Consider the following 21,337-nt stretch of genomic DNA (forward strand, 5'->3'; position numbering starts at 1 on the left):
TGAATAGCTGATATTTGAGTCAAGGCAATTGTGTATGAGCAATCGTCTTTTCACAATGCACCCATCGCACCGGCTCTTCGGTGTTCACAGGAGTTCCAGCATGACGTCCCTCCCCACCACTTTCAACGCCCCCGGCACGGTGCTCGTGCTCGGCGGCCGGGGGCGCTTCGGCCTTGCTGCGGTGCAGGCCTTTTCCCGCAACGGCTGGCGTGTGCTGGCGCAGATTCGCCCGGGCGCCAAAGCGCCGGAAGTGAAAGGCGTGCAGTGGCTGGCCCACGCGGTGGACAGCGTTGCCGGGAAGAAAGCGTTGATCGCAGCCGCGCAGGGTGTCACGGTGGTGGTGCACGCCCTGAATCCGACCCAGTACACCCGTCAGGCCTGGGCACGCGAAAACGGCCCGCTGCTCGAGGCCGGCATGTCGGTGGCGCAGGCGCTGCACGCCACGCTGATGCTGCCGGGCAACGTCTACAACTTCGGCGAATCGATGCCGCCGGTGTTGATGGAAGGCGCGCCCTACCGGCCGAGCATGGCCATGGGTCGCATCCGCACCCGCATGGAAGAGCAACTGGAAGCCGCCACGCAGCGCGGTGACCTGCGCGCGGTGATCTTGCGCGCTGGCAATTTCTATGGCCAGGGCCAAGGGACCTGGCTGGACCTGGCGATGCTCAAGGGCATTCGCGGCGGCAAGCTGGTGTTTCCCGGTCCGCTGGACGTGGCAACGCCCTGGGCCTATCTGCCCGACCTGGCCCAGACGTTTGTGGAACTGGCCCGGATGCGGCTGACGATGGCACCATTCGAGTCGCTGCATTTCGCAGGCCACACGCTGGCCGGGAACGATTGGGTCCAAGACCTGCAGCGAGTAGCGCGGCAGCAGGGCTGGCTGGGTGAGGCGCAGGACTTGCAGCTGAGCGGTCTGCCGTGGCCGTTGCTGCGCCTGCTGGGGCCACTGGTGCCGAGCTGGGCTGCATTGGCTTCGTTGCGCTACCTCTGGATGCGGCCGCACCGGCTGGACAACCGGCGCCTGTTGTCGTTCATCGGCCAGGAACCGCACACGCCGTGGCCGCTGGCCTTGGGCCGCACGCTGCAGCACCTGGCGTTGCTGCCTGCCGCGCCGGCGCCCGTCCACGCCATGGCCACCCAGGCCTGACCGGGAGCACGCCATGCAGCGTCGACAATTCATTCGACTGGCGGGTGGTGGCGTGATCGTTGCCGCCACGGCCACCACGCTGGCCGGCTGCAGCAGCGCCCTGCCACCCGAAGCCATGGCCGCCTGGCAATCACCCGGCCAGGCCGAGACCGACGTGCGTCGCTGGATCCTCTCGCACGCCATCCTGGCGCCGCACTCGCACAACCTGCAGTCGTGGTTGGTGGACCTGAGCGTGCCCGACGAAATCACGCTGTTCATCGACCAGAAGCGCCTGCTGCCCGAGACGGACCCGTTCTCGCGCCAGATGATGATGAGCCAGGGCACGTTTCTGGAGTTGCTGGACCTGGCGGCGAAACAGAAGGGCCTGCGCGCGGAGATCGTGCTGTTCCCGCAAGGCGTGTTCCCGCCGACCACGGTGGACGCCCGGCCCACGGCGCGCATCCGGCTGTTGGCCGATGCCACGGTGAAGCCCGATCCGTTGTTCGCTCACATCCTGCGTCGCCGCACGAACCGCGAAACCTACGAGCTGCGCGAGCCGGATGCGGCGGTGTTGCAGGCCATCACCGCCAGCGTGCAGCCGCATCCGTTTCGCGTGGGCTTCGTCGGCAGCGCGCAGCCCGAAGCGCTGCAGCAGCACCGCCGCATCGCCAAGGACGCCTGGCGCATCGAGTTGGTGACGCCGCGCACGGTGATGGAATCGTTCCAGGTGTTGCGGGTCGGACCGAAGGAAATTGCGCAGCACCGCGACGGCATCTCGTTGAACGATCCGATGGTGCGCGCGCTGAATGCGGTGGGCCTGTTCGACCGCAGCGTGGCGCCGGCAGCCGACGATTTCGCAACGACGAGCCAGATCGAGGAATTCAACACCCGGATCGACTCGACGCCGGCATTCTTCTGGCTGGTGACCGAGGGCAACGACCGCGTGACGCAGGTCAACGCGGGCCGCGCCTACGTGCGCGCGCAACTCGCGGCCACGGCGGCAGGTCTGTCCATGCAGCCCTTGTCGCAGGCGCTTCAGGAATACCCGGAGCAGGCTGTTCCCTATGCAGACATTCACCAGATGGTGGGAGCACCCGCGCCGCGCTTCACGGTGCAGATGTGGGCTCGTCTGGGTTTTGCACCATTGATCGAGCCATCACCCCGGCGGGGTTTGGCTTCGCATGTCTTGTCCGCTTAGCTAAACGGAAAGATGAAACGAAGCCTCAGCCAGAGAAATCCCGTTCACCCGGACCTCCACCACATGCCGCCCCGGATACAAGGTCCGCGTCGTCACCGGTCGCAGACTGTGCCGCTTCGAGAGCACGCGTTCCTCGCCCGCAGCCAATGACAGCTTCCAGCCCTTGAACACCTTGGGCGATGACCCGCCGTTGGCGCGCACGTGGTGCACCGCGTAGTCCACCTCCAGCAACTGCGGCTTGCGAGAGGCAGAGCGCAACACCACGCTCAACCCGATCTCGCCTCCCACGGCAGCACGCGCCGCGGACAGTTTCAACGACGCCTCGCCCTTCAGGCCGCTCGCCAGGCCCCACGCCGCCAGCGTCGGCGCGTGGCCCGACTTGATGAGCCCCCGGCTCGCATGGCGCAGCAGCGCGCTGCGCTCACCCGGCGCGTCGATCAGGTGGTCCCGCACCCAGCTTGCCACCAGATCCGGGTGGTCCTTCGCGATGTCGTTCAGGTGGTTGGCCACGCTGCGGCGCACGTAGCTGCTCGCGTCGTCCTGCAAGGCGCGCAGCAGCGGCAGCGTGGGCGAAGGGTCTGCCACCAGCGCCTGCAGCCGCAGGCCCCAGGGCAGTCGCGGGCGGCTGCCTTCGCTCACCAGGCGCCGCACATGCGGGCTCGGGTCGCTCACCCACTGGCCCAGCGTGCCCAGCACCAGCGCCTGGTGTTCCTGGATCAGCGGGCGAATGGCGAACTCCGCCGTGAAGCGCTGCGTGAGCGCGTGCAGACAGGCGAGTGCCGTGGGCACGTCGCTGACCCCACGCCGTGCCACGAACTCGCCCATGGCCCACACCGCCCAGCCGGCCACGCCGGTCGCGGCCACCGCCGGGCTGTGAGAAACCGGCTCGCCTTTTGCGTCCAGCGCCAGCGGTGGCGCCAGGCTGGCCTGCAGCACCTCGCAGGCGTGCGCGAAATCGTCGGGCAGCGTGGCCTGCAGCGCATCGGCCATCTGCATCGCGCGCGCCTTGAACTCCAGCGCCTCCAGGCCTTGCGTGGCCTGCGCTTCGAAGCGCTTGCGGTCGAAGCGCGGCCAGGCGCGCCGCAGGTGCGCGCTGGCGGCAGCCACCGTGTCCTGGTTGATCAGGTTCTTGAACGGTTCCATGTGTCAGGGCCCCACCATGCTGAAGCGCGACCCGCAGCGAATGACATGGTCCAGTCGAGAGACACCGCCGGGCCGGCTTTGCCGGGCGGCTGGTGTCGCCACCCTTCCAGGGGGGTGGCGCCGAAGGCGACGCGGGGGGTGTTTCATCCTGGAAGTCGTTGCAGCAGGCCGGCCAGGGCGTGCCGCACGGTGGCCTGGCGCACGGCGGCGCGGTCCCCGTCGAAGCGCTGGTGCTCGGTGAACACCCCCGCTGGCGTGGCCCAGCCGAACCACACCGTGCCCACGGGTTTTTCCACGCTGCCGCCGGTGGGCCCCGCCACGCCAGTGACGGCCACCGCCAGCTTCGCGGCCGAGTGCGCCACGGCGCCAGTCGCCATCTCGCGCGCCACCGCTTCGCTCACCGCGCCGTGCTGTCCGATCAACTGGGCGGACACGCCCAGCAGCTCGCTCTTGGCCGCGTTCGAGTAGGTGACGAAGCCGCGCTCGAACCATTCGCTCGAACCCGACACTTCGGTGCAGGCGCCGGCAATCAGCCCGCCGGTGCAGCTCTCGGCCGTGGCCATCATCAGGCGGCGCGCCTTGAGTTCACGGGCGAGCGCGTCCACGAGGGCAGGAATGTGTTCCATGGTTCAGACGCGCCAGAGCGCGATGACGATGAGGGTGCAGAAGGCGGCGGCGAAGTCGTCGAGCAGGATGCCGAAGCCGCCGCGTGGGCCAAAGCCCTTGAAGGTCTGGTCGGCCCAGGCCATGGGGCCGACCTTGACCATGTCGAACACGCGGAAGATGAGGAAGGCGGCGAACTGGTCCCAGAAGCCGCCGGGCTGGATCATCCACAGCACCAGCCAGAACGCGACCACTTCGTCCCACACGATGTGGCCCGAATCCGCGACGCGCATGTGCTGCGCGGTCACGGTGCAGGCCCACCAGCCGATCAGCGTGGCGGCCAGGATCAGCAGACCCCAATCCAGCGGTGACAGCAAGGGCTCGAGCACCAGAAAGGCCACCCACGCCCAGAGCGTGCCGGCGGTGCCGGGGGCGAACCGGCTCAGGCCTGCGCCCGCACCCAGCGCAATGAAATGGGCGGGATGGGAGAACAGGAAGCCCCAGGTCGGGCGGACCACGGGGGCGTTGGCGGCGTCGGGCATGCGCCGATTATCGGGCGCGCCGTTCATGGGTTCGCACTAAGCGAAGTGATCGAAGCCCTGTACGCGCAGTGACACCGGTTGGCCCTGCGCATCGAGAAGTTGAAGTTCGCTCGCGCCCGCTTTGATCCTGCCGATGCGCGTCACCGGCGTGGCGCTGGCCCGCGCGGCCTCCTGCACCGCATCGCGGACCGCCGGGTCGGCGGTGAAGAGCAGCTCGTAGTCGTCGCCGCCCGCCAGCAGGCATTCAAGCCGCTCGGCTTCCGGCAGCGCCACGAGCGCAGGCGCCACCGGCAACGTGGCGAGCTCGATGTCGGCGCCCACACGGCTGGCCGCCAGGATGTGGCCGAGGTCGCCCACCAGGCCGTCGCTGAGGTCGATCGCGGCGTGCATGCCGTCCACCGCCGCCAGCGCCATGCCCAGCGCGTTGCGCGGTGTGGGGCGCTCCAGCCGTTCGCGCAGGTCGGCGCCCACGGCACCCGTGGCCCAGGCGGTGCCGCGCTGGTGTTCCAGCGCCAGGCGCGCCTCACCGGTGCGTCCGCTCACATACAGGTCGTCGCCAGCGCGCGCTGCGCTGCGCCGCGGCGCTCGGCCGGCGCGCACCTGGCCAAAGACGGTGATGCAGATGTTGAGCGGCCCGCGCGTGGTGTCGCCGCCCACCAGCGGGCAGGCGTGCGCGTCGGCGAGCGAAAAAAGGCCTTTGGCAAAGGCCGCCAGCCAGGCTTCGTCGGCCTTGGGCAGCGCCAGCGCCAGCGTGAAGCCGAGCGGACGCGCGCCCATGGCGGCCAGGTCGCTCAGGTTGACGGCCAGGGCCTTGTGGCCGAGCGCGGCGGCGTCCACGCTGGCGAAGAAGTGCCGCTCCTGCACCAGCATGTCGGTCGAGATGGCCAGTTCGTGGCCCGGCTCGGGTCGCAACAGTGCACCGTCGTCGCCGACGCCCAGCACCACGTCCTGCGGCAGCTTCACGCCGGGGCGCTGGAAGTGTTGCCGGATGAGCTCGAACTCACCCATGGGGCTTCGGTTCAGGGGGCGGCGCGTCGTCGTTGACCACAGCTGCGTTGCGCGGCGGCAGCAGGAAGCTCAGGGGCGCCGCGCGGATGCGGCGTTTGATGGCGGCGCGGATGAGCTGGCGGTTCACCTCGCTCACGCTCTGCGCCTGCAGCGCCAGCCGGAACGCCAGGTAGAAGCTCACGCCCAGGTTGAGCGGCCCGATCACCGCCACGCCGGCAACGGCCCACCAGAACCCGGATTCGTGGAACACGTCCCAGCCCAGCGCCATGGCCGCCGCCGCGACCTGGCCGGCCGAGAGGGTGACGTGGCGCACGTCCAGACCGATACCGAAGAAGACCATGAAGGCGGGCACCAGTCCCAGCATGAGGCCCAGTGAGATGTTGGCCGCCAGCCCGGAAATGTTGCGGCGCATGAAATCGGCCCAGCGCGCAGCGCGCGCATGGCCCAGCACGGCGGTGAAGCGTGGGTTGTGCTGCATGGCCGAGTCGAGGTTGTGGAACACGTACCAGTTCTCGACCCAGCCTGCGATGATGCTGGAGGCGAACAGCAACACGCCGGTGAAAGCCGCGTACAGCACCAGCGGACCGAGCAGGCTGATGTCCTTGAGCACGTGGTGCGCCTTGTCCTCGTTCACCATCGCCTCGCCGGTCACCAGCATCATGATCAGGCTGATCAGCACCACCACCGGGACCACTAGGCCGATGTTGCCCACGATGGCGGCCACCTGCGAACGGAACAGGTTGGCCACCTCGTCGACGAAACGGCGCACCGCACCGGGCTGTTTGATGTCTCGCAGCTTCGCCACCATGGCCGGCGCCGTCACGGCGGGCTGCTTGGTGGCGAGCGTGAGGTGCAGCAGCATGATCACCACGAACGAGGTCGCGTAGTTCACGCCATTGGCAAAGCCGCCCCAGAAAGCGGTGAGGCCCAGGCCGACCATGAGGAATTTCACCCACACGGTCAAGCCCACGATGGCGCCGCCGCCCGCCGCCTTGCGCAGCATCTCGCGGTACTCGGCGCGGTTGCGGGTGATGTAGTGCTCGCCGCTCTCGGCGCTGCGCTCGGCCACCTTGGCTGCGGTCAGGTGCGAGCTGGCGGCGATCAGCGAGCGAACGCTCTGGTTGTCGATGCCGACCTGCGCGAGGTCGGCCAACAGCGCCGCGGTGGCGCGCTCGGGCTTTTCGGACTGCAGGCAGTCGAGCAACTCTTTGATGCGCACAATGCGCTCGCGCAACTGCCGCAACCGGAACACGATGCCGACCGAGACGCCGTGTTCTTCCAGGTGCGAGTAGACCGAGTAAGCCGCATGGCGGCAGGCGTCAAGCCGCGCGCGCAGCCCTTCGGCGGCGGTCAGGGCCTGGGCGCTGTGTGCGCCGTGCGAGCGCACCGCCAGGCGCAGTGCTTCGAAATCGGTGGGCAACTCATGAAAAGGGCGGGCGGCCTGGGCCTCGGGTGACATGCGCACGCGGATTTCCGATGCGAAGCCGGTCGCGCACACCTGGCTGACGCAGAAGGTGAGAGCGTCCATCAGGGCGCTTTGCCAGAAGCCGGCAGCCGACGGAATCGCCGTGTCGTCTTCGTTCGACGGCGGCACGATCAGCAGGTCGTGCAGGCGCTTGAGCGTGGCACTGTCCAGCGCCTTGAGCCAGCGCACGTCGAAACGGCTGGACAACAGCAGCCCGTAGAGTTCGGCCATGTCGGTGGTCTCGGGCGTGCCCGGCAACACCTTCTTGCGCAGGCGGTTGCCCAGTTCGCTGAGAAACGCGGTCCGCGGCGCGAAACCGTGGTCGGCCAGCAGGGGTGTGAGGTCCACCGTGCCGATGAAGCGGCTCCACCACAGGCGCCAGCGAGCCTGTGCACCGGGCTGCGACTGCACGGCGTCCAGGAACGCCTGCACGCGCGCCACGCTGGCCTGCACGTCGCTGGCGTCGCCGCGCACCCATTTCAGCGCGTCGATCAGCCACAGGTGGCGGCGCGCCAGCGGCGCGTCGGGATCCAGCGTGTCCAGTGGCGTGGCAGTGTTCATGCGGTTGTGCCGTTCAGAGCCGCTGGCGCGTGCGCCGTGGTCAGTGGAGCACCCGTGCCGGGGCTTCGCCACCGCCCGGCGCGCGCAGGGCGAACTCGGCCACTTCGGCCTCGAAGCGTTCGCCGTCTTCGGCCACGCAGAAGAAGCTGCCACGCATGCTGCCGGTGGCCGTAGCCAGGCGCGTGCCGCTGGTGTACTGGAACGACTCGCCCGGACGCAACAGCGGCTGATGCCCCACGACGCCCAGGCCCTTGACCTGCTCGGTGTGCCCGCGTGCGTCGTCAATGATCCAGTGCCGCGCAATCAGCTGCGCCGTCACCTCTCCCGCGTTCGTGATGGTGATGGTGTAGGCGAAGGCGAACTGCTCTTCCTCGGGCGAGGATTGCTCGCTCAGGTACTGGGGCTCGACCTCGCAGGTGAACAGGTATCGGGGCATGGCCGGCATGTTACCGCGCGCCCATGAAGCCATGCAGTGCCTGCGAGAATAGAGGCCTTTTCCCGCCAACCCCACGCCGACCATGACGTACCGCATCGCTCCGTCCATCCTGTCCGCCGACTTTGCCCGTCTGGGTGAGGAAGTGAAGAACGTCATCGCCGCTGGCTCCGACTGGATCCATTTCGACGTGATGGACAACCACTATGTGCCCAACCTCACCTTCGGCCCCATGATCTGCCAGGCGCTCAAGCCCCACGCGAAGAAGGCCGATGGCACGCCGGTGCCGATCGACGTGCACCTGATGATCCAGCCGGTGGACGCCCTGGCCGGCGCCTTCATCGACGCCGGTGCCGACCTGGTGAGCTTCCACCCCGATGCGAGCGCCCACGTGCACCGCAGCGTGCAGGCCATCAAAGCCAGGGGTGCCAAGGCCGGCCTGACCTTCAATCCCGCCCAGCCGCTGGACGTGCTGGACTGGCTGATCGACGACATCGACCTCATCCTCATCATGAGCGTGAACCCTGGCTTCGGCGGGCAGAGCTTCATCGAGTCCGCACTGCGCAAGATCGAGGACGCGCGACGGCGCATCGAGGCCAGTGGCAAGGACATCCGCCTCGAGGTGGACGGTGGCATCAAGCCCGACAACATCCGACGCGTGGCGGATGCCGGTGCCGATACCTTCGTGGCCGGCAGCGCGATTTTCGGCAAACCGGACTACAAGGCCGTCATCGACCAGATGCGGGCGGCATTGAAGTGAAGCACCCCCGCCGCGCTTCGCGCGACCCCCTCAAGGGGGCGACATCAGCCGTCCGGCAAAGCCGGCCCCGCGGTGTCTCTGGACGCCGCTGCTTCTTGCATGACGGGGGTCCATGACGTGAGGTCATCCATTCAGGCGGCCATTGTCGATCTCGACGGCACGATGGTCGACACGTTGGGCGACTTCGACGTCGCCCTCAATGCCACATTGAAGGACCTGGACCGCCCGTCGGTCACCCGCGCCGACATCGAGCGCATGGTGGGCAAGGGGTCGGCGCACCTGATCCGTTCCGCGCTCATTCATGGTGGCTTGAGCGATACCCAGGCCACCGCGTTGCAAGCCGAGGCCTGGCGGCGCTATCAGGCGCACTACCTCGCCATCAACGGCCAGCACAGCGCGGTCTACCCTGGCGTGGTCGAGGGCCTGAGCGCGCTGCGCGAGCGTGGCATGCCACTGGCATGCCTCACCAACAAGCCGCTGGGCTTCGCGCGCCCGCTGTTGCAGGCCAAGGGGCTGGACGGCTATTTCACCCACGTGTTCGGTGGCGACAGTTTCGAGCGCACCAAGCCCGACCCATTGCCGCTGCTGAAGACCTGCGAGGCCTTGGGCACTTTGCCTGCGCGCACACTGATGGTGGGCGATTCCCAGAACGACGGCATCGCCGCCCGCGCGGCCGGTTGTCCGGTGGTGCTGGTGACCTATGGCTACAACCACGGTGATCCAATCGATCAGGCGCCGCACGACCGCCTGGTCGGCTCGCTGGCCGAACTACTTGCTTTTGCCTAGAAGGAGCTCCTTGAGCAGGTGGTCGGCTGGTTTGGGGCCGAGCCAGATGCGCACGAGGGCGTCGAAGAACTCGGGTTCCTTGAAGGGTTCGCCCTCGACCTTGCCCTTGATGGTGAGCACCGTGCCGGTGCCAGGTACCCAGTCCACCAGGAAGTTGTCGCCTTCCTTGAGCTTCTTGTGGTCGCTGAACACCTGGCTCATGCGCAACACGCCGGGGATGAGCCTGGAGAAGGCGCTGCGGTCCATGTTGTCTTCCATGCCGCGCGAGAACAACTTGCCCAGTTCGGCCGAGTCGATGTCCCGCAGCATGGTGATGGTGATGCGCTTGGGGCCGGGCGTGGCCAGCACGGCCTCGGGGGTGTCGGCCTTCTGGCTCAGGTAGAGCCCGGCGGTGTAGACCTTGAACACCGCCTTGTAGCGCACGCCCGCGCCGTTGAGCACCAGCGGCTTGTCGGCCAGGGTGATGCGGTCCTCGAGCTTGACGCCGGAGACGTCGATGGTGGCCGCCGAGGATGCAAAAGGCAGCAGGAGGGAGAGGGCGATGGCCGGGTAAGGCATCTTCATCGGGGTCGGCTCCATGGTTGGGATGATCGAAAAAGAACAACCGTGCTTTTGTCGATTGTGCCTTCTGCGAGCCGTCGCGCTGACGCCTTTGCTACACTGCCCCACCATGTTCAACCCATGCACAACCTTCTCAGGTGGTCTGCCGAGCCGCAATGGCCGGGGAGCCTGGCCCTGGCGCAAGCCAGCGTAAACGTGCACCCTCTCCGGGTTGTCGAAGCGAAGCCAGCTGTTGCACCCCACCTCTCGCCCGGCAGTGCGCCTGACCGGATGGCATGGACCCCAGCCCCACCTGATGTGTCGATCGACCCGGTGTGTGGCCGAAGGAAGAACTGAACATGATCACCGAACTCGAATTCAAAAGTCTGACCCAGCAGGGTTACAACCGCATTCCGCTGATGGCCGAAGCCTTTGCGGACCTGGAAACACCGCTTTCCCTCTACCTCAAGCTGGCCCATGGGCGCGGCGACGGCAAGCACAGCTTCCTCCTCGAATCCGTGGTGGGTGGCGAGCGCTTCGGCCGCTACAGCTTCATCGGCCTGCCTGCGCGCACCCTGCTGCGCGCCACCGGCTTCGGTGCCGAGGCAAAGACCGAGGTGGTGCGCGACGGCGCTGTGGTGGAAACCCACCACGGCAACCCGCTGGACTTCATCGCCGCCTACCAGCAGCGTTTCAAGGTGGCGCTGCGCCCGGGCCTGCCGCGTTTCTGCGGTGGACTGGCGGGCTATTTCGGCTACGACGCCGTGCGCCACATCGAGAAGAAGCTGGAGAACACCTGCCCGCCCGATGCGCTCGGCTGTCCCGACATCCTGCTGCTGCAGTGCGAAGAGCTGGCGGTGATCGACAACCTCTCGGGCAAGCTTTACCTGATCGTCTACGCCGACCCGGCCCAGCCCGAGGCCTATGCCAACGCCAAGAAGCGGCTGCGTGAACTGCGAGAGGCGTTGAAGTACTCGGTGAGCGCGCCGGTGGTCAAGCCCACGCAGGGTTACCCGGCCGAGCGCGATTTCGCCAAGGCCGACTACCTCGCCGCCGTGGACCGCGCGAAAGAGCTCATCGCCGCCGGTGATTTCATGCAGGTGCAGGTGGGCCAGCGCATCAAGAAGCGTTACACCGAGTCGCCGCTGTCGCTGTACCGCGCGCTGCGCTCGCTCAACCCTTCGCCCTACATGTACTACTACCACTTCGGGGATTTTCACGTGGTGGGGGCCTCGCCTGAAATCCTGGTGCGGCAGGAACAGACACCGGAGGGCCAGAAGATCACCATCCGCCCGTTGGCCGGCACGCGCCCGCGTGGCGCCACCCCCGAGAAGGACAAGGCCACGGAAGAGGAACTGGTGAACGATCCCAAGGAGCGCGCCGAGCACGTGATGCTGATCGACCTGGCGCGCAACGACATCGGTCGCATCGCAAAAACCGGTACCGTGAAGGTGACCGAGGCCTTCGCCGTGGAGCGCTACAGCCACGTGATGCACATCGTGAGCAACGTCGAAGGCATGCTCGTTGAGGGCATGACCAGCATGGACGTGCTCAAGGCCACGTTCCCGGCCGGCACGCTCACCGGCGCGCCCAAGGTGCATGCCATGGAAGTGATCGACCAGCTTGAACCCACCAAGCGTGGCATCTACGGCGGCGCCTGCGGTTACCTCAGCTACGCCGGCGACATGGACGTGGCCATCGCCATCCGCACCGGCATCATCAAGGACCAGACGCTCTACGTGCAGGCCGCTGCCGGTGTGGTGGCCGATTCGGTGCCCGAGATGGAGTGGAGGGAAACCGAGCACAAGGCGCGCGCGTTGCTGCGGGCGGCCGAACTCGTCGAGGAAGGTCTGGAGTGAGCGCCCGAGCGGAGGCGCAGCTTCTGGCGCGCTTCAGGCGAGCTGCCTGGACGGCATCTCGGTCTTGAGGATCGCCTTGCGAATGTTGGCGCCGGTGCGCTCGATGTGGTTGCGCATGATCTCGCACGCCAGGTCGGCGTTGCGTTCCAGGGCGGCGTTGCAGATTTCGGCGTGCTCTCGTTGCACCGCCTTGTCGATGGGACGCGAGATCAGGAAGAGCCGGCGATAGCGGTCGTTCAGGTCGTGCAGGGTGGAGCTGAAAGACAGCAGCAACGGCATCCGGCAGGCCGAGATCAGGCGGTAATGAAGGTCGCGGTGGGCAGTTTCCCAGGCCGCCTTGCTGCCGGGGTCATCCAGCCGGGACAGCTTGTTGATGCGGTAAAGGCTGGCCACGACCTCGCCCTCCCACTTGTCATCGCCTTGCTGGATCGACTCCCGCAGCGCGAAGCACTCCACCATGGCACGCAGCTTGGTCACCTCGACGAGGTTCGCTTCGGAAACAGGCGCCACCTTGTATCCGCGCTGGTCTTCCATCACCACAAAGCCCTCGGCCGAGAGTCGCGAAAGCGCTTCTCGCAGCGGGCTCAGGCTGACGCCGAAGGTCACCCTCAATTCATCCAGGCGAAGCTTGGATCCCGGAGCCAGTTCCCCATTGGAGATCGCGGCACGCAAGTTGCCCGCAATCATCGTCGAGAGTGTCTGTCCGCCTTGTTCTGCAGCCTGGATAAGGTCCATGGTATCGATTCCCCGATCAACATCGATTATATGGGCCGGATTCCGCGGACCCGTCCGGGGCGAGCTTCCGATGCCGGTCAGTGAGTGCGGCGAAGCAACAGACCGGGAGGGTCGAACGCTTCATCATCGCCCAACATATCGATATAATCAGAATAATCGATTGATGGGCTTGAGTCGAGATCCGCCACTGGATTGACCCTTCCAGCCCCGTTTGTATAATCGATTATCTTGTTTCTTTTCGATAAAGGAAGACAATGGGCATTCAAGACACCGACCGCACGCTTCCGTCCAACCACATGGTTTTCGAGTTGCGCCGCGACGCTAAGGCCCATGCACTGTTCAAGAGCGATCTCGAGGCGAGCATGACGCACTACGGCCTCAGCGAAGAGGAAAAGCAGGCCTGGCGCGATCTGGATCTGGCCACGCTGGCAAGGCTCGGCCTGCACCCGTACTTCCTTCCCCAGGTGTCGCGTCTCTTCAAGGGCGGTGGTTACAACCACAACGACAGTGACGCGGCGCGGCTCTACGCCGAGAAGATGAACATTGCCGGCGGCGCGCGCTGACCGAAAGCACAGGAATTGACATGGCAAAACTGATTGCAAGCCTGGGCATTGCCCATGCACCCGGTGTCACCGGCTGGATCGACAAGGCGCCTCAACACGAACAGGACGCCGTGCTCGCTGGCTATCGTGAGTTTGGTCGCCGCATGGAAGAGCTCAAGCCCGATGTGGTGATCGGGGTCGCCAACGACCATCTGTTGAACTCCCCGATGAGCGCCATACCCGATTTCTGTGTCGGGATCGGTGATGAATGGGCTGGTCCCGCTCCGTGGTTTCGCGACTGGCTCAATGTGCCCGATTACAAGATCGGAGGACACCGTGCCCTGGGCCGTGCCCTGGTGCGCGATTCGGCGAAGGCTGGCATCAACCATTCCTTTGCGGAAAAGCTGCTCTTCGACGACAACTGGTCGGTGCCGCTCAAGTTTCTGTTCCCGCGTTACGACGTGAAGTTCGTGCCCATCCACATGAACGCCATCGTGCCACCGGTGCCGAGTGCAGAAAAATGCCTGGAAGTGGGGCGTCAGATCGCACGCATCGTGCAGGCATTTCCCGGGGATGAGCGCGTGGTGCTCATGGCGACTGGCGGGCTGTCGCACGACCCGGGTGGTCCCGATTACTTCACGGTGCATGAAGACTTCGATCGCTGGTTCCTGGAATTGCTGGAGTCCGGCGACGTGGAACGTGTCAAGCGCGAACTCACTTTCGACAAACTGCTGACGGGCGGTGACGGTGGTGCCGCCGAACTGTTGGCGTGGGTGGTGGCCATGGGCGCTGCCGCCGAGATCGGCCACCCGAAGGCGGAGAGTGTGTTCTATGTGCCATCGGTGCCCATGCGCTGTGGCATGGGTGGCTCGTACTGGAACCTCGCATGAGTCTCGCCAATCGCGATCTTCCCGTGACGCTTTCGGCCCGGCTTGCACCCGGCCGGTGCGTGCTCATGGTGGTTGACATGCAGAACGATTTCTGCGCGCCGGGCGGCTACATCGACAAGACCATGGGCAAGGACGTGGGCGCCGCATCCGCCATCCTGCCTGCCCTGCGGGAGCTGACATCGGGCGCGCGCGCCGCGGGCATTCCCATCGTGTGGCTGCGCGCCGACTATTCGCACGACCGCATTCCCGATTCCATGGCCCTGAAGCTGGTGGCGCGTGGCATCGAGGCCGAATGCTGCAAGCCCGGCACGTGGGGGCATGACTGGTTCGGCGTGCAGCCAGAACCCGGCGACCCGGTCGTCACCAAGCACAGCTATTCCGGATTCACCGGCACCGACATGCAGTCAGTGCTGACGGCGCTCGGACGACAGACCATTGTGTTCACGGGCGTGCAGACCCAGGTGTGCGTGGAGTCGACGCTGCGCGACGCGCATGCGCATGGTTACTACTGCGTTGCTGCAGCGGATGCCGTCGGCTCGCACTCTCCGCCACTGCATGCAGCCACCCTGGACAACGTGCGATTCCTGTTCGGAGACGTGTGCAGCGCCGCCGACATCCTGGCCGCGTGGCAGCCGGGACATTGATACCACCCCGAGAAGACAACTCCACCCGAAAAGGAATTCTTGTGCTACCCAAGCGAATCAACACCAATGCCGTGCGCAAACGCATCGGCGAGTACGCAGACACCAAAGTCACCCTGGAAGAGCGGGGCAAGATCTACGAGGATCTGATTGGTTTCGTTCCTCCGCGCATCGAAGCTCGCCTGCACGTCACCGGCGCGCTGGACCCCAAGCTCGTCGATCTGCAGGAGCAGATGCGCGAGCATGCGATGTATCCCAAGAGCTTCGACGTGAAAACGGCGCAGCTCATGCTGTTCGGCATGCTGCTCATGGATGGCAGCGATGCGGCGGTGCTGCACGCGATTGCGGCGCGCCGCGCCGGTGCCAGCTGGGCGGAGCTTCAGGACACCGTCAGCCTGTGCTTTCTTTTCCGCGGTCTTTCTGCGGCCAACAAAGGGGCCGAACTGCTGGCCAACCTCGCCGCGAATGAAGAGCTTGAGGAGGGCGGCAAGCCGTGACCATTCGGGAAACCCTTCATTTCGTGAATGGCGAGTTCTTGCGCAGCGCAAGCGGTCGCACGTTCGAGAACCGCAATCCTGTCGACAACAGCCTGATCGCCAGGGTGCATGAAGCCGGCCGGCCCGAGGTCGATGCCGCTGTGCGCGCCGCCCGCGCTGCGCTGGATGGCCCATGGGGCCGCATGTCGGTGGACGAGCGCGCCGGACTGCTCCATGCCGTTGCCGCTGAAATCAACCGGCGCTTCGATGATTTTCTCCAGGCCGAGGTGGCCGATACCGGCAAGCCCGTGTCGCTGGCCTCGCACCTGGACATTCCGCGTGGCGCTGCCAACTTCAAGATCTTTGCCGACACGGTGAAGAACGTCCCCACCGAGTTCTTCCAGATGGCCACGCCCGACGGCACGGGTGCCCTGAATTACGCGGTGCGCGTGCCCAAGGGCGTGGTTGCCGTCATTTGTCCCTGGAACCTGCCGTTGCTGCTGATGACGTGGAAGGTCGGGCCGGCGCTGGCCTGCGGCAACACCGTGGTGGTCAAGCCCTCCGAAGAAACACCGTCCACGGCTGCGTTGCTCGGGGAGGTCATGAATGCGGTGGGTGTTCCGCCCGGGGTCTACAACATCGTGCATGGCTTCGGGCCGGATTCGGCGGGCGAGTTTCTCACCACCCATCCCGGGGTCAATGCCATCACGTTCACGGGGGAAACGAACACCGGCGCAGCCATTCTGAAAGCGGCCTCCGATGGCATCAAGGCGACCTCCATGGAGCTGGGTGGAAAGAACCCCGCCATCGTGTTCGCCGACTGTGATCTCGAACAGGCGGTGGAGACCACGACACGCTCGGTCTTCGCCAACTGTGGCCAAGTCTGCCTGGGAACCGAGCGCGTCTACGTGGAGCGCCCGATCTTCGACGAATTCGTCAAGCGCCTGGGTGAAGCCGCCCGGACGATGAAGCCCGGTCGCCCGCAGGACGCCGCGACGAAGATCGGTCCGCTGATTTCGCTGGAACACCGGCGCAAGGTGCTGTCGTACTACGAAAAGGCCAAGGCCGAGGGCGCCACGATCGTCGCAGGCGGTGGCATTCCGACCATGGAAGGCGAGCTGGCCGAGGGCGCCTGGATCGAGCCCACCGTCTGGACAGGTCTGCCGGAGACCAGTGCCGTGGTGCGCGAGGAGATCTTCGGCCCTTGCTGCCACGTGGCACCGTTCGACACGGAAGAAGAGGTCATCCGTCTTGCCAACGACACGCCCTACGGACTGGCCGCCGCGATTCACACCACCCATCTGGCGCGGGCGCACCGCCTGGGCGCGAAGCTGGAGGTGGGTATCTGCTGGATCAACTCCTGGTTCCTGCGTGACTTGAGAACCCCGTTCGGTGGCTCGAAAAGGTCCGGCATCGGACGCGAGGGTGGTGTGCATTCGCTGGAGTTCTACACCGAACTGCGCAACGTCTGCGTGAAGCTGTGATCGCAATGCGGGAAGGCCTGGCTACATGACCATCGATATCTTTGCCGACACGATTGCCGAGATGACCTGGTACGAGGTCGACCAGGCGGCGAAGGACGGCGCGGTGCTGCTGTGGGCGTTTGGCGTGATCGAGCAGCACGGCCCCCATCTGCCCACCGGCACCGACGTGTACATCCCGCAGGCGCGCCTTCGGGAAGTCAAGCGCGAGCTCGCGGCGCGGGGTGTGCAGGCGTTGATCGTGCCGCCGTACTACTGGGGTGTGAACGTGGTCTCGGGCGCATTCCCCGCGTCGTACCGCGTGCGCCCGGAGCTCATCAGGGAGTTGATGGCCGACGTGTTTGTCAGCCAGTCCGGGGACGGGTTTCGCCGCGTGTTCTGCTTCTCCGGCCATGGGGACGCGCTTCACAACCGCACCATACATGAAGGCGTGAAGCTGGGTGTGGAACGCACCGGCATGGACATCAGCTTCGTGATCGATGCGGCGCTCGCCAGTCGGCTGGGCATTGCGCTGGACGACCCGCACATCACGCTGCCGGCCGGGGCGCAGGCCGAGGGGCTGAAGTTCTTCCAGATCAATGCATCTTCACCTTCCTCGCCGGGCGATGGCGAGACACCGCCGCGCTACGTGGACGTGCATGCCGGCCGCTGGGAGTCTTCCATGATGCTCGCGAGCTGCGCGAGCCTGGTGCGCGATGACGTTCGTCGCACGCTCAAGTCCACCGATCTCGGACCGGACGATCTCGCCGTCTGGCGCAGAGGGTACGAGGATGCGCGCAAGACCACGCCGCTGGGCTACTTCGGCGATCCGGCCTCTGCGGATGCCGCCGAGGGCCAGCGCTCCCTGCAATCCGCCGCCGCGACGGCGGCAGATGCGATCGTCAACCGCCTCAAGCAAAAACCATGAAACGAAACGCCTTCCTCCTGGCCTGTGCCACAGCGATGCTGCTGCCGGCTGCCCGCGTGCCCGCGCATGCGCAGACCGCGCAACCGGTGAAGATCGTCATCGGCTTTCCTCCCGGCGGCGCAGTAGACAGCCTCGCGCGCATCATCGCGGAGAGGCTGCGTGCGTCCCTGGACACGACCGTGCTGGTGGAAAACAGGCCGGGCGCGAACACCTTTCTTGCGATGGACACGGTGAAGAAATCCGCGCCGGACGGCCGCACGGTGCTGATCAACTTCTCTCCGGCGTTCACGATCTACCCGTTCACGTTCCAGAGCCTGCCCTACAACGCGCGACAGGACTTCGTGCCGGTGGCGCAACTGGTGAAGTTCCCGTTGGCGCTCAGTGCCGGCGCCAACCAGCCGTACAAGAACTTCGACGAATACCGCCAGTGGCTCAAGGCCGCACCCGGCCGTGGTCCCGTGGGCATGCCCGGTGCAGGGACCAGTGCGCACTTTGCCGTGCTGGAGATGGGCAAGAGCATGGGTGTGGAGATGTCCGCCGTCGCCTACAAGGGCGGCGCTGCCGTGCTCGCCGACGAAATGGGCGGCCACATCGGTGCAGGCATCGACTCGATCGGCAGCAAGCTCGAACTCCATCGAAGCGGCAAGATCCGCCTGCTGGCCGTGACGGGTTCGCAGCGCACCGCCCTGGCGCCGGAGGTGCCGACCTTTGCCGAGCTCGGGGTGAAGGGGCTGGACTACCCGTCGGGCTGGTACGGTGCTTTCGTGGCCGGTGAAACGCCCGCCGACGTGGTGCAGAAACTGAGCCTGGCGCTGAACCAGGCGCTGCAGGACCCTGCGGCGCGCAAGCAACTGGAGAATCTTGGTCTCGAAGTCGCCGGCAGCACGCCGGCCGAACTCAAGGCCACCATCGAATCCGACACCCGCTTCTGGCAGCCGGTCGTGCGCGAGACGGGGTTCAAGGCGGACCGATGAACATCGCTCAGGTCGCCTCGCTCCTGTGTTCCAGCGGGCTCGAACCGGCAGCGATCGAGCGCATTGAAGCGGATTTCGCAGCCGCGAGTGATGCCGGCTTTCAGGGCAACGATGGTGCGGCCGCGCGCCAGGCCATCGGCGCGGGCCAGGTGGCGATCCGGCTCGGGATCGCACGCAAGGCCCTGTTGACGGCGGCTGCGCCCACATACGCCAGTGAAGCGAGGGTGCAGGAGATCAACCGCACGCTGGCCCAGGGCAGCATGCTGGACGCCGTTGGCATTCTCGCGCGCCTGGTCGCCGCCGGCCATGCCGGGCGTGAATGGACGGTGTCTGCGCCCGTTGCTCCCAAGGTCGGCTCCACGAGCGCGCCGTCGTCGCTTCCAAAAGTCGACGCGCTCACCAACATCTGCCGGCACCACCGGGAGCATGAGCGCTTCTACGTGCAGGACCGCACCGCGGTGGCGGCCGACCTGCACCGGGAGGCCAACAAGCTCAAGGTGGTGGCCGAAGCCTGGCTTGGCAAACCCCCTGCGCAGCTCGACCCGGAAGTCGATTACACGAGCCCGCTGTATGCGCCCATCGGTTGCACCGATCTGAACGAGCTGAACGCGATCGCCATGGTCGGCGTGCTGTTCATGGAAGGCGAACAGGAGCCGATCGAGATCAAGGTCTTGAAGGCGCGCCTGACCGCGCTGTCCGTTGCCTGGCGACGCGCCGGCGAATGGCTCGCGGTCAAGATGGAGGCCGCCTGGGATCGGGAAAGCGCGATGTACCAGCCGACGCTCATCGACGTCGCGCACCAGCGCTACAACACCATCGTGACCAATTGGCGTGGCTCGCGCGAGCGCCTGCTGGCCGCCCGCACCCTCGAGATGGCGCTGCGTGTGCTCGAGAGCATTCCGTTCGAGCCGCAGCGCATCCGTGCCGACCGCCGAGCCCTCGGCCTGCGCCTGCAGGAAGCGGCGGCAATCCTGTCGGCCGCCGCCCAACTGGTGGCGCGCACCGCCTCCGACCTTGCCGACAACGACTTCGACTGGACGGACTGCATCCGTCACCTCGAACCACAGACATCCATTTCAGAGAGGGCCAGAACGCCATGAACGAACAGCAGATTCAGGAGGCCGCGGGTCTCCTCCGCGAGGCAGGCAGGACGGGTGCCTGGATTCCGCCCCTGCGCGAGACGTATCCCGGCATCGACGGTGCTGCCGCCTATGCGATCCAGAAGATCAATGTGGAGCGACGCGTCTCGGAGGGGCGGCGGATCGTCGGTCGAAAGATTGGCCTGACCGCACGCGCCGTGCAGGCGCAGCTTGGCGTCGACCAGCCGGACTTCGGCATCCTGTTTGACGACATGGGCTACGGAGACGCCGAGCCGATTCCCGTGACCATGCTGCAGCAGCCGAAGATCGAAGCGGAGATCGCCTTCGTGATCGGTCGCGACATCGACTCGGCCGAGCCCACGCTCGTCGACGTGATGAAGGGCATCGAGTACGCCCTGCCAGCGATGGAGATCGTTGGCAGCCGCATCGCCAGCTGGAACATCAAGTTCGTCGACACCGTGGCCGACAACGCCTCTTCGGCCGCCTATGTGCTTGGCAGCTCACCCCGCAAGCTCTCGGAGTTCGACGTGCGCATGTGCGGCATGGCCATGACCCTGCGCGGCGAGCCCGTGTCCACCGGGGCCGGTGTCGCCTGCCTGGGCAACCCGCTCAATGCGGTGTTGTGGCTGGCTCGCACGATGGCGCGCCTGGGCTCGCCCATGCGCGCTGGCGACCTCGTGCTGTCGGGCGCACTGGGACCGATGGCTGCCGTCAAACCCGGCGACATCTTCGAGACACGCATCAACGGGCTGGGCACGGTGAAAGCCGTGTTCGACACCGCGCCCGCAGGAGACAAGCCATGAGCAACATCAACGAACTCGCCAAGACCGTCGACGAGGCGGCACGCACCGCGAAGGCCATCGATCAGATCGATCCCGAAAGCAGGATGTCGCTCGTCGACGCCTACGCCATCCAGTCCCTCTCGATCCAGCAACGCCTCGCACGGGGTGAGAAGCGCATCGGTGTGAAGATGGGTTTCACCAGCCGCAGCAAGATGGTGCAGATGGGCCTTTCAGAGGTGATCTGGGGCAGGCTCACCGACGCAATGCTGGTGGAGGAAGGTGGCAACGCCTCGTTTGGAAAGTACGTTCACCCGCGTGCAGAGCCCGAGCTGGCGTTCGTGCTGAAAAAACCGCTGGCGGGCCATGTGACCGCTGTCGAGGCCCTCGCTGCCGTCGAGGCGATTGCACCCGCGATCGAGATCATCGATTCGCGCTACCGCGACTTCAAGTTCAGCCTGCCGGACGTGATTGCCGACAACGCGTCGTCCAGCGGCTTCGTCATAGGGCCCTGGTCCAGTCCGCAGGTGGACTTCTCCAACCTCGGCCTCACGCTGTCGATCGATGGCCGCGTGGTGCAGGTCGGCTCCACCGCCGCCATCCTGGGCCATCCCTTGCGTTCACTGGTGGCTGCAGCGCGGCTGTCGGCTGCCGCAGGGGAGCCGCTTCAGGCGGGCTGGGTGGTGATGGCAGGCGGTGCGACCGCTGCCGAATGGATCAAGCCTGGCCAGTACGTGTCCATCGAGATGGAACGCTTGGGCAGCGCTGGCTTCCACATGGGGGAATGA

General features: G+C 66.2%; 23 protein-coding genes. 15 read left to right on the top strand and 8 right to left on the bottom strand.

Going from position 1 to position 21,337, the window contains the following annotated elements; all coding sequences use genetic code 11:
* The first annotated feature begins 100 nt into the window (after positions 1 to 100).
* Together ACTIF6_RS14765 and ACTIF6_RS14770 are read left to right on the top strand one after the other, a co-directional pair.
* Positions 101 to 1,147: an NAD-dependent epimerase/dehydratase family protein gene (locus ACTIF6_RS14765; RefSeq protein ID WP_439588678.1), complete on the top strand. Its 1,047-nt coding sequence runs from the start codon at positions 101 to 103 to the stop codon at positions 1,145 to 1,147.
* A 13-nt stretch (positions 1,148 to 1,160) separates the two neighbouring features.
* The gene (locus ACTIF6_RS14770) at positions 1,161 to 2,324 is read left to right on the top strand and encodes an Acg family FMN-binding oxidoreductase (protein ID WP_439588679.1); all 1,164 of its coding nucleotides are present in this window, start codon (positions 1,161 to 1,163) and stop codon (positions 2,322 to 2,324) included.
* On the opposite strand, the gene ACTIF6_RS14775 is transcribed toward ACTIF6_RS14770, so the two are convergent.
* The 6 genes from ACTIF6_RS14775 to apaG all read right to left on the bottom strand — a co-directional run bounded on the left by ACTIF6_RS14775 (position 2,325) and on the right by apaG (position 8,082).
* Positions 2,325 to 3,467, bottom strand: a complete 1,143-nt coding sequence (locus ACTIF6_RS14775) for a DNA alkylation repair protein (RefSeq protein ID WP_439588680.1) — start codon at positions 3,465 to 3,467, stop codon at positions 2,325 to 2,327. It abuts the gene before it with no gap.
* A 143-nt stretch (positions 3,468 to 3,610) separates the two neighbouring features.
* The gene (locus ACTIF6_RS14780) at positions 3,611 to 4,093 is read right to left on the bottom strand and encodes a CinA family protein (protein ID WP_439588681.1); all 483 of its coding nucleotides are present in this window, start codon (positions 4,091 to 4,093) and stop codon (positions 3,611 to 3,613) included.
* 3 nt (positions 4,094 to 4,096) lie between these two features.
* On the bottom strand, positions 4,097 to 4,612 hold the full coding sequence (locus tag ACTIF6_RS14785) for a phosphatidylglycerophosphatase A family protein (protein WP_439588682.1): 516 nt from the start codon (positions 4,610 to 4,612) through the stop codon (positions 4,097 to 4,099).
* 36 nt (positions 4,613 to 4,648) lie between these two features.
* A complete protein-coding gene (thiL, locus tag ACTIF6_RS14790) occupies positions 4,649 to 5,620 on the bottom strand; it encodes a thiamine-phosphate kinase (RefSeq protein ID WP_439588683.1) in 972 nt (323 codons plus the stop codon).
* A complete protein-coding gene (locus ACTIF6_RS14795) occupies positions 5,613 to 7,646 on the bottom strand; it encodes a site-specific recombinase (RefSeq protein WP_439588684.1) in 2,034 nt (677 codons plus the stop codon). The genes thiL and ACTIF6_RS14795 overlap by 8 nt, the downstream gene beginning before the upstream one ends.
* A gap of 40 nt (positions 7,647 to 7,686) precedes the next feature.
* Positions 7,687 to 8,082, bottom strand: coding sequence for a Co2+/Mg2+ efflux protein ApaG (gene apaG / locus ACTIF6_RS14800; RefSeq protein WP_439588685.1), 396 nt, complete (start codon positions 8,080 to 8,082; stop codon positions 7,687 to 7,689).
* Positions 8,083 to 8,164: 82 nt separating this feature from the next.
* Between apaG and rpe the strand changes: the two genes are divergently transcribed.
* Positions 8,165 to 8,839, top strand: a complete 675-nt coding sequence (rpe, locus tag ACTIF6_RS14805) for a ribulose-phosphate 3-epimerase (RefSeq protein ID WP_439588686.1) — start codon at positions 8,165 to 8,167, stop codon at positions 8,837 to 8,839.
* A gap of 99 nt (positions 8,840 to 8,938) precedes the next feature.
* Positions 8,939 to 9,625 (top strand): phosphoglycolate phosphatase, encoded by a 687-nt coding sequence (gene gph, locus ACTIF6_RS14810; RefSeq protein ID WP_439588687.1) that lies wholly within the window; start codon positions 8,939 to 8,941, stop codon positions 9,623 to 9,625.
* Here gph and ACTIF6_RS14815 read toward each other — a convergent pair.
* A complete protein-coding gene (locus ACTIF6_RS14815; RefSeq protein WP_439588746.1) occupies positions 9,608 to 10,183 on the bottom strand; it encodes a chalcone isomerase family protein in 576 nt (191 codons plus the stop codon). The two genes, gph and ACTIF6_RS14815, sit on opposite strands and share 18 nt — an antisense overlap.
* Positions 10,184 to 10,524: 341 nt before the next feature.
* Here ACTIF6_RS14815 and trpE point away from each other — a divergent pair, with 341 nt between their 5' ends.
* Complete coding sequence (trpE, locus tag ACTIF6_RS14820) at positions 10,525 to 12,024, top strand: anthranilate synthase component I (RefSeq protein WP_439588688.1); 1,500 nt, start codon at positions 10,525 to 10,527, stop codon at positions 12,022 to 12,024.
* Positions 12,025 to 12,057: 33 nt separating this feature from the next.
* Here the strand turns inward: trpE and ACTIF6_RS14825 are convergent, their stop codons facing one another.
* On the bottom strand, positions 12,058 to 12,759 hold the full coding sequence (locus ACTIF6_RS14825) for a GntR family transcriptional regulator (protein WP_439588689.1): 702 nt from the start codon (positions 12,757 to 12,759) through the stop codon (positions 12,058 to 12,060).
* A gap of 254 nt (positions 12,760 to 13,013) precedes the next feature.
* Here ACTIF6_RS14825 and ACTIF6_RS14830 point away from each other — a divergent pair, with 254 nt between their 5' ends.
* From ACTIF6_RS14830 to ACTIF6_RS14875, 10 genes are read left to right on the top strand one after another with little or no spacing between them, the layout of a single operon-like run.
* The gene (locus ACTIF6_RS14830) at positions 13,014 to 13,322 is read left to right on the top strand and encodes a hypothetical protein (RefSeq protein WP_439588690.1); all 309 of its coding nucleotides are present in this window, start codon (positions 13,014 to 13,016) and stop codon (positions 13,320 to 13,322) included.
* 20 nt (positions 13,323 to 13,342) lie between these two features.
* Positions 13,343 to 14,191, top strand: coding sequence for a hypothetical protein (locus tag ACTIF6_RS14835; RefSeq protein ID WP_439588691.1), 849 nt, complete (start codon positions 13,343 to 13,345; stop codon positions 14,189 to 14,191).
* A complete protein-coding gene (locus tag ACTIF6_RS14840) occupies positions 14,188 to 14,835 on the top strand; it encodes a cysteine hydrolase family protein (RefSeq protein WP_439588692.1) in 648 nt (215 codons plus the stop codon). The genes ACTIF6_RS14835 and ACTIF6_RS14840 overlap by 4 nt, the downstream gene beginning before the upstream one ends.
* Complete coding sequence (locus ACTIF6_RS14845; protein WP_439588693.1) at positions 14,817 to 15,329, top strand: carboxymuconolactone decarboxylase family protein; 513 nt, start codon at positions 14,817 to 14,819, stop codon at positions 15,327 to 15,329. Before ACTIF6_RS14840 ends, ACTIF6_RS14845 begins: the two co-directional genes overlap by 19 nt.
* 2 nt (positions 15,330 to 15,331) lie before the next feature.
* On the top strand, positions 15,332 to 16,792 hold the full coding sequence (locus ACTIF6_RS14850) for a 2-hydroxymuconic semialdehyde dehydrogenase (RefSeq protein WP_439588747.1): 1,461 nt from the start codon (positions 15,332 to 15,334) through the stop codon (positions 16,790 to 16,792).
* Between the two features lie 25 nt (positions 16,793 to 16,817).
* Positions 16,818 to 17,696, top strand: a complete 879-nt coding sequence (locus tag ACTIF6_RS14855; protein WP_439588694.1) for a creatininase family protein — start codon at positions 16,818 to 16,820, stop codon at positions 17,694 to 17,696.
* Positions 17,693 to 18,670 (top strand): Bug family tripartite tricarboxylate transporter substrate binding protein, encoded by a 978-nt coding sequence (locus tag ACTIF6_RS14860; RefSeq protein ID WP_439588695.1) that lies wholly within the window; start codon positions 17,693 to 17,695, stop codon positions 18,668 to 18,670. The genes ACTIF6_RS14855 and ACTIF6_RS14860 overlap by 4 nt, the downstream gene beginning before the upstream one ends.
* Positions 18,667 to 19,770, top strand: a complete 1,104-nt coding sequence (locus ACTIF6_RS14865) for a hypothetical protein (protein ID WP_439588696.1) — start codon at positions 18,667 to 18,669, stop codon at positions 19,768 to 19,770. The genes ACTIF6_RS14860 and ACTIF6_RS14865 overlap by 4 nt, the downstream gene beginning before the upstream one ends.
* The gene (gene mhpD / locus ACTIF6_RS14870) at positions 19,767 to 20,573 is read left to right on the top strand and encodes a 2-keto-4-pentenoate hydratase (protein ID WP_439588697.1); all 807 of its coding nucleotides are present in this window, start codon (positions 19,767 to 19,769) and stop codon (positions 20,571 to 20,573) included. Before ACTIF6_RS14865 ends, mhpD begins: the two co-directional genes overlap by 4 nt.
* Positions 20,570 to 21,337, top strand: a complete 768-nt coding sequence (locus tag ACTIF6_RS14875) for a 2-keto-4-pentenoate hydratase (RefSeq protein ID WP_439588698.1) — start codon at positions 20,570 to 20,572, stop codon at positions 21,335 to 21,337. Before mhpD ends, ACTIF6_RS14875 begins: the two co-directional genes overlap by 4 nt.

Origin of the sequence: Hydrogenophaga sp., from assembly GCF_051860785.1 — a bacterium.
Taxonomy (GTDB): Bacteria; Pseudomonadota; Gammaproteobacteria; order Burkholderiales; family Burkholderiaceae_C; genus Hydrogenophaga.

What these genes read in the sequence shown, in the direction of transcription:
- trpE (WP_439588688.1), top strand. Translation starts at nt 10,525, where the DNA reads ATGATCACCGAACTCGAATTCAAAAGTCTGACCCAGCAGGGTTACAAC.
- ACTIF6_RS14840 (WP_439588692.1), top strand. Translation starts at nt 14,188, where the DNA reads ATGAGTCTCGCCAATCGCGATCTTCCCGTGACGCTTTCGGCCCGGCTT.
- rpe (WP_439588686.1), top strand. Translation starts at nt 8,165, where the DNA reads ATGACGTACCGCATCGCTCCGTCCATCCTGTCCGCCGACTTTGCCCGT.
- ACTIF6_RS14855 (WP_439588694.1), top strand. Translation starts at nt 16,818, where the DNA reads ATGACCATCGATATCTTTGCCGACACGATTGCCGAGATGACCTGGTAC.
- ACTIF6_RS14860 (WP_439588695.1), top strand. Translation starts at nt 17,693, where the DNA reads ATGAAACGAAACGCCTTCCTCCTGGCCTGTGCCACAGCGATGCTGCTG.
- ACTIF6_RS14835 (WP_439588691.1), top strand. Translation starts at nt 13,343, where the DNA reads ATGGCAAAACTGATTGCAAGCCTGGGCATTGCCCATGCACCCGGTGTC.
- ACTIF6_RS14815 (WP_439588746.1), bottom strand. Translation starts at nt 10,183, where the DNA reads ATGCCTTACCCGGCCATCGCCCTCTCCCTCCTGCTGCCTTTTGCATCC.
- ACTIF6_RS14775 (WP_439588680.1), bottom strand. Translation starts at nt 3,467, where the DNA reads ATGGAACCGTTCAAGAACCTGATCAACCAGGACACGGTGGCTGCCGCC.
- ACTIF6_RS14875 (WP_439588698.1), top strand. Translation starts at nt 20,570, where the DNA reads ATGAGCAACATCAACGAACTCGCCAAGACCGTCGACGAGGCGGCACGC.
- ACTIF6_RS14765 (WP_439588678.1), top strand. Translation starts at nt 101, where the DNA reads ATGACGTCCCTCCCCACCACTTTCAACGCCCCCGGCACGGTGCTCGTG.
- mhpD (WP_439588697.1), top strand. Translation starts at nt 19,767, where the DNA reads ATGAACGAACAGCAGATTCAGGAGGCCGCGGGTCTCCTCCGCGAGGCA.
- ACTIF6_RS14825 (WP_439588689.1), bottom strand. Translation starts at nt 12,759, where the DNA reads ATGGACCTTATCCAGGCTGCAGAACAAGGCGGACAGACACTCTCGACG.
- ACTIF6_RS14830 (WP_439588690.1), top strand. Translation starts at nt 13,014, where the DNA reads ATGGGCATTCAAGACACCGACCGCACGCTTCCGTCCAACCACATGGTT.
- ACTIF6_RS14780 (WP_439588681.1), bottom strand. Translation starts at nt 4,093, where the DNA reads ATGGAACACATTCCTGCCCTCGTGGACGCGCTCGCCCGTGAACTCAAG.
- ACTIF6_RS14865 (WP_439588696.1), top strand. Translation starts at nt 18,667, where the DNA reads ATGAACATCGCTCAGGTCGCCTCGCTCCTGTGTTCCAGCGGGCTCGAA.
- apaG (WP_439588685.1), bottom strand. Translation starts at nt 8,082, where the DNA reads ATGCCCCGATACCTGTTCACCTGCGAGGTCGAGCCCCAGTACCTGAGC.
- gph (WP_439588687.1), top strand. Translation starts at nt 8,939, where the DNA reads ATGACGGGGGTCCATGACGTGAGGTCATCCATTCAGGCGGCCATTGTC.
- ACTIF6_RS14785 (WP_439588682.1), bottom strand. Translation starts at nt 4,612, where the DNA reads ATGCCCGACGCCGCCAACGCCCCCGTGGTCCGCCCGACCTGGGGCTTC.
- thiL (WP_439588683.1), bottom strand. Translation starts at nt 5,620, where the DNA reads ATGGGTGAGTTCGAGCTCATCCGGCAACACTTCCAGCGCCCCGGCGTG.
- ACTIF6_RS14770 (WP_439588679.1), top strand. Translation starts at nt 1,161, where the DNA reads ATGCAGCGTCGACAATTCATTCGACTGGCGGGTGGTGGCGTGATCGTT.
- ACTIF6_RS14795 (WP_439588684.1), bottom strand. Translation starts at nt 7,646, where the DNA reads ATGAACACTGCCACGCCACTGGACACGCTGGATCCCGACGCGCCGCTG.